Below are 5,336 nucleotides of genomic sequence, written 5' to 3'. Positions count from 1 at the left end.
TTGGCACTTTGATGCCGTGAGCGGGAGCCATCCACCCTATCCGGTATCGCATAGCGAAAGATTTCGCTGCAGTGGTTCTTCACCCTGTGGGCCATTGCCACAGCGCCCTGGTCCTCGATCCGGCGGATCGCCTCGAGGATTTCACGCGGACGGATGTGCGCGATGTTGCATTTGCCAATGACGGGGAGGATGTCGCTTTCGAGCCGCCCGGTGACGAGATCGGCATAACGCGGCGTCCAGGCGAGGGAACGTGTTTCCAGCCACTCGCGAGCGACATGTTCGAAGGTGTTCGTCACGTCGCCGCGCGCCTTGATCCTGGCTTCCCGCTGCTCGTGGCGGCGCTCTTCCGATGGATCGAGGCCCAACTCCAGCAGCTTCTTCATCTCGTCGCGCCAGGCACGGGCGGCCAGAAGCGAAACCTTGGGATAGGGACCGGCCGAGATCGTCTTCTGCTTGTCGCCGAAACGGTAGGCCAGGTACCCGATTTTTGAGCCGGTGGGATTGACCGCGATGTAGAGCCCGGCCGCATCGGAGCGCTTGTAGGTCTTGTCCCTTGGCTTGAAGGCCTTGATCGCAATGTTGGTGAGCATTGTTGGCAACTCCCCCCGAAGTCACAGGTTCGAATCCTGAGACGCGTTCCGGTGTTGGAAATGGGTGATTTCGTACCAACAAATTGACCAACCAGGGGCCGAGCTGCAAGGCCCCCTCCCGGGACGTAGAGGGACGCGAAGGCCTAGTTAAATGGCGGAATTCCGCCATTTTAAAGAGCCGCTCCTGGACGGCTTGAGAGGTGGTGAGAATCGAGAATGGCTGGGGCGGCAGGATTCGAACCTGCGAATGCCGGTACCAAAAACCGGTGCCTTACCACTTGGCGACGCCCCAGCATGTTCGCGAAGGGGCCTGTCCGTTCAGAGCGGCCCTAGCGATGGGACTGCGCGCTTAGCCGCTTATCCCGGCGCTGAAAAGGCCCTTTTCGCTTTTGTCTGGCGATAAGGCGGATAGCGCCGGGAAAGGAGGGTCAGGCGGGCATCACGGCGTCGATGTCCGCCGCGCTGTGGCGTTCCTTGACTTTGCCCGGCGCATCGCGGTTAACGCGGATGCCGCGCTGGACGGGTACGCGCTCGCCCAGTTCGAGGCCCCAGCGCATGAGGTTCTTGTAGGACGTGACGTCAAGGAAGGTCTGCGCATCGTTGTAGGCATCGCCGCGTACGAAGCCGCCGAACCAGCCATAGGCCGCGATGTCCGCGATGGTGTAGTCCTCACCCGCCAGATAGCGCGATTGCGCAAGCCGGCGGTCGGCCACGTCCATGATTCGCTTGGTTTCCATGGCGTAGCGGTTGATCGGGTATTCGAACTTTTCGGGCGCGTAGGCGTAGAAGTGGCCGAAGCCCCCGCCGATCACCGGTGCGGTCGACATCTGCCACATCAGCCAGGACAGGCATTCGCTGCGCGCGGGGCCGGACCGGGGCAGGAACATCCCGAACTTTTCGGCGAGGTGGAGCAGGATCGCACCCGATTCGAACACCCGCATCGGCGTTTCGCCCGAACAATCGAGCAGGGCGGGAATCTTGGAGTTCGGATTGATCGAAACGAAGCCCGAGGTGAACTGGTCGCCCTGGCCGATGTTGATGAGCCAGGCGTCGTATTCGGCCTCGCGCACCCCGGCGGCGAGCAGTTCCTCGAACAGGATGGTCACCTTCTGCCCGTTGGGGGTGCCGAGCGAATAGAGCTGGAAGGGATGCTCGCCGCGCGGCAACGCGCGCTCCTCGCGGGGGCCGGCGGTGGGGCGGTTGATGCTGGCCCACTGGCCGCCGTTCTCGGTGTCCCAGGTCCAGACCTTGGGGGGCGTGTAGGTGCTTTGGGCCATGGTGCGGGCGTCCTTTGAGGGTTCAGGGGAGGAGGAAGAGGGGGAGGCGGATCAGGCGCCGAGCGCGAAGTCGAGCGCGGCGCAGACCGCGGCGACCTGTGCGGCGTTGCATTCCTCGGGCGTAGCGCTCGGGCTGTCGGGATAGACTTCGGTGGTGGTGGTGAAGCGCGCGCCGGTAAGCCCCGCGCAGAGCCCGGCGGAGGCGAGCGGGTAGGCGATCACGCCGCGCTGGAGCACCGGCGAACCGATGATCTGCCCCTGCGCGTCGGCGGGCGCGATGTGGGTGACCCGTTCGACCGCGGCGATGATCGCGGCCTGGAAGGCGGGTTGCAGGTTCTTCGTATCGTCGACGAGGTAGAAGCCGTCGGGAATGGTGTCGGGTTCGTACGCCTTGCCGTCGCGCGCGGCGAGCGCGGGGCGGAACTCGTCCTCGTCGCTGTCGGTGGTCTCGTGCAGGTCGATGTGGAGCAGGAACGGAGCGCCATGCCCGGCGACGAGGGCGAGCAGCGCACGGCATTCGCCAGCCGGGCTGTCTTCGCGAAAATTGCGGTTGGGGTCGATGGCGTCGTAGTTCCAGCGGTTGATCCTCTCGAACCCCCAGGGGCTGACGCAAGGGGCAATGAGGAGGTTGACCCGCCCGGCATAGTCGGCTGCGCGGGTCTCGAGGAATTCGAGCGCCCCCATCACGCCGCTGGTCTCGTAGCCGTGAACGCCGCCGGTCACCAGCGCGCTGGGCAGCGCGGGATCGACGGGGCCGTTGGCGAGCGCGTAGAGCGGGTAATGCTCTCCCGCATAGTCGAGCGCGCCATAGGGGATGAGCGTGAAGTGGTCGGCCAGCGCCTTGATGCGCGGTTCGACCAGCGTGTCGTAGCGGCGCTGGCGCATCTGGCGCGCGCGCCACTGGGCAACTTCGGCCTCGCCCCAGGGCTGTCCGGGAGTGCCGACGGGGTAGGGGGCGGGGCTGGTCATGGGGGCGTCTCTTGTCTTGTGTGATGGTCGCGCGATCGCGCCACCCACTTGGCGTCTGGACGCCAATAGACAAGGGGCCGTGGGCTGCGTTCATGAAAAAACCCGGCAGGCCGCAAGGGCTTGCCGGGTCTTTCGTCGCGCCAGGGCTTGCGCGCTCAGGCGATCTTGCGGACCCAGCCGTGGGTATCCTCGGCCTTGCCGCGCTGGATCGCGACGAGGCGGTCCTTGACCTTCTGCGTGATCTGGCCCGGACCGCCGCTGCCGATGGTGAATTCGCCATGCGCGCCAGCCACCGTGCCGACCGGGGTGACGACCGCCGCGGTGCCACAGGCAAACGTCTCGACGAGCTTGCCGCTCGCCGCATCCGCGCGCCACTGATCGAGGCTGTAGCGCCCCTCGGTGACGCTGAGGCCCTCTTCGCGCAGCAGCGTGATGAGGCTGTTGCGGGTGATGCCCGGAAGGATCGTGCCGGTCAGCGCCGGGGTCAGGATCGTGCCGTCCTCGAAGATGTAGAACAGGTTCATGCCGCCCAGTTCCTCGATCCACTTGTGTTCGGCAGCGTCGAGGAAGACGACCTGGTCGTGCCCGCGTGCGATCGCTTCGCCCTGGGGGACGAGACTGGCGGCGTAGTTGCCGCCGCACTTGGCCGCGCCCGTACCGCCGGGCGCCGCGCGGGTGTATTCGGAGACCCAGATCGAGACAGCCGGTGCGCCCGACTTGAAGTAGTTGCCCGCCGGGCTGGCGATCAGGATGAACTTGTAGGTCTTGGCCGGACGCACGCCGAGGAACGCTTCGGTCGCGATCATGAAGGGGCGCAGGTACAGCGAGGCACCATCGGCTTCGGGGATCCAGGCCTTGTCGAGGGCGACGAGCTTTTCGATCGATTCGATGAACACCGATTCGGGCAGCGCGGGCATCGCCAGGCGCTCGGCCGAGGCGTTGAAGCGCTGGGCGTTGGCGTCGGGGCGGAACAGCGAGACCGAACCGTCGGCCTGCTTGTAGGCCTTGAGGCCCTCGAAGATTTCCTGGGCGTAGTGCAGCACCGCAGCGGCCGGATCGAGCGCGATCGGCTGGCGCGGGCCGATGACCGCATCGTGCCAGCCGCGACCCTCGGTCCAGTCGATCGTCACCATGTGATCGGTGAAGTTCGTGCCGAAGCCCGGATTGGCCAGAATCGCCGTGCGCGTCTCATCGCTCACGAGGGCCGGGTGGGGCAGGGTGGTGAAGGTCAGCTCGGCTGCGGCGGGGCTCGCCATGAAAATGTCCGTCCTCTGTTAGGGGTGTGCGACTGCGTTGGCGGCGCTGTTGTACGAAAATTACGCCTGGCGCAACTGGAAAGAAATTTTGATACGTTGAGATTCCGGTTTAGCACGCCGGTGCGGGGAGGCAAGGGGGCTGCTGAACGCCCGCATTTGCGCCAGCTTAGGAGCAAAGAGCGGCGTTCACGCTTGCGTCGTGTGCATTGCGGGTTGCAGCCTTGTGCAGAGCTGGACGCTGTCCGACCGGCGGCGGTTCGTCGTCGGCGCCGTTTGTCAGGACGGCAGAAGCGGGCTGGTTCGGCGCGCCGGGCTGGCCAACGGCGCAACGCCATCAACTGAGAAAGGCCGCACCGGGCGAACCGATGCGACCTTTCACATGGTCAGCGGCCGGAAGTGCCGCCTGCGAGAGCCTTTATCGCTTCACCATTAGCGATAATGCCTCGCGACGGAAATTGCCGACCTCCATGCTGAACCATGAGACATCGGATCACCTCCTTTCGCGCTGTTGAGCCATAGGGTTCGCCACCCGAGGGCAGCTGAGACTTCGGTGAGCACCGGGCGCGTTTCCCAGGTTCCGTCGTCCTGAGACAAAATGTGTCTCATTCGGCATCGCACCACAAGACTTGAATTCAAGTTTTTTGGCGTCATTATATCGGCTTCGCGCATGTTTTCCCCAACTAAACTGCGGCGCAAAAGCGTGGTTTTCGGGGAGGTTGGTCTTGTGCCCAAGCGCATCCGACAGGGTTGGTGACTTGGTCTTGACTGTCGCCTCCAAGGTGCTGTCCTTGGCGGAGCCCAGTAGCGCGGCGCGCGATTTGGGCTGCATACGCCCCGCAGTGCGTGCGGCGACTTGCTGCGGGGCCTTTGCTATCCCGTTAGCGGCAGTCCTCGATCACGCGCGAGACTTCGGTCCAGCTCGGCAGATAGAGCGTCGGCTGTCCCGTCAGTGTGACGGCAAAGCGGCCGCGGCTGAAGGCCATCTGGTCGAGCAGCGGGGAGCCTGCGGGCAGCGTGACCACGTAGCCTTGCGCATCGGCGAAGGCGGACAGCGCCTGCGCGCCGTCGCTGGTGGTGATGGCCAGGCTTGCGCGGCCGGTCGCGCCCGGTGCGCTGCGCCGCAGGGTGATCGTGCGCGTGCGGGCATCGCATTGCAGCGAGAAGAGGTCGCCGCCCGAAGCCGCGCCGAACCGGGCGAAGGATCCGTCCGCGCCCGCGCTCAGGCGCCAGGTGCCCGGCGTGGC

5 protein-coding genes and 1 tRNA gene are annotated in these 5,336 nt (G+C 65.4%); all 6 read right to left on the bottom strand.

From position 1 onward, the window contains the following. Positions 1-590, bottom strand: a 590-nt coding sequence (locus MTR62_RS19710) for a tyrosine-type recombinase/integrase (RefSeq protein ID WP_244024147.1), incomplete at its 3' end; no start/stop codon positions are given. 217 nt (positions 591-807) lie between these two features. Next, a tRNA-Gln gene (locus MTR62_RS19705) sits at positions 808-882 on the bottom strand. Between the two features lie 136 nt (positions 883-1,018). Beyond that, positions 1,019-1,867, bottom strand: a complete 849-nt coding sequence (gene yghU / locus MTR62_RS19700; protein WP_244024145.1) for a glutathione-dependent disulfide-bond oxidoreductase — start codon at positions 1,865-1,867, stop codon at positions 1,019-1,021. Between the two features lie 51 nt (positions 1,868-1,918). Beyond that, the gene (locus tag MTR62_RS19695; RefSeq protein WP_244024143.1) at positions 1,919-2,836 is read right to left on the bottom strand and encodes a M14 family metallopeptidase; all 918 of its coding nucleotides are present in this window, start codon (positions 2,834-2,836) and stop codon (positions 1,919-1,921) included. A 155-nt stretch (positions 2,837-2,991) separates the two neighbouring features. Further along, the gene (locus MTR62_RS19690) at positions 2,992-4,092 is read right to left on the bottom strand and encodes a branched-chain amino acid aminotransferase (protein WP_244024140.1); all 1,101 of its coding nucleotides are present in this window, start codon (positions 4,090-4,092) and stop codon (positions 2,992-2,994) included. A gap of 878 nt (positions 4,093-4,970) precedes the next feature. Then, positions 4,971-5,336, bottom strand: a 366-nt coding sequence (locus MTR62_RS19685; protein ID WP_244024138.1) for a hypothetical protein, incomplete at its 5' end; no start/stop codon positions are given.

Source organism: Novosphingobium organovorum, assembly GCF_022832435.1.
GTDB lineage: Bacteria > Pseudomonadota > Alphaproteobacteria > Sphingomonadales > Sphingomonadaceae > Novosphingobium > Novosphingobium organovorum.
This window is presented reverse-complemented; position numbering and strand designations above follow the sequence as displayed.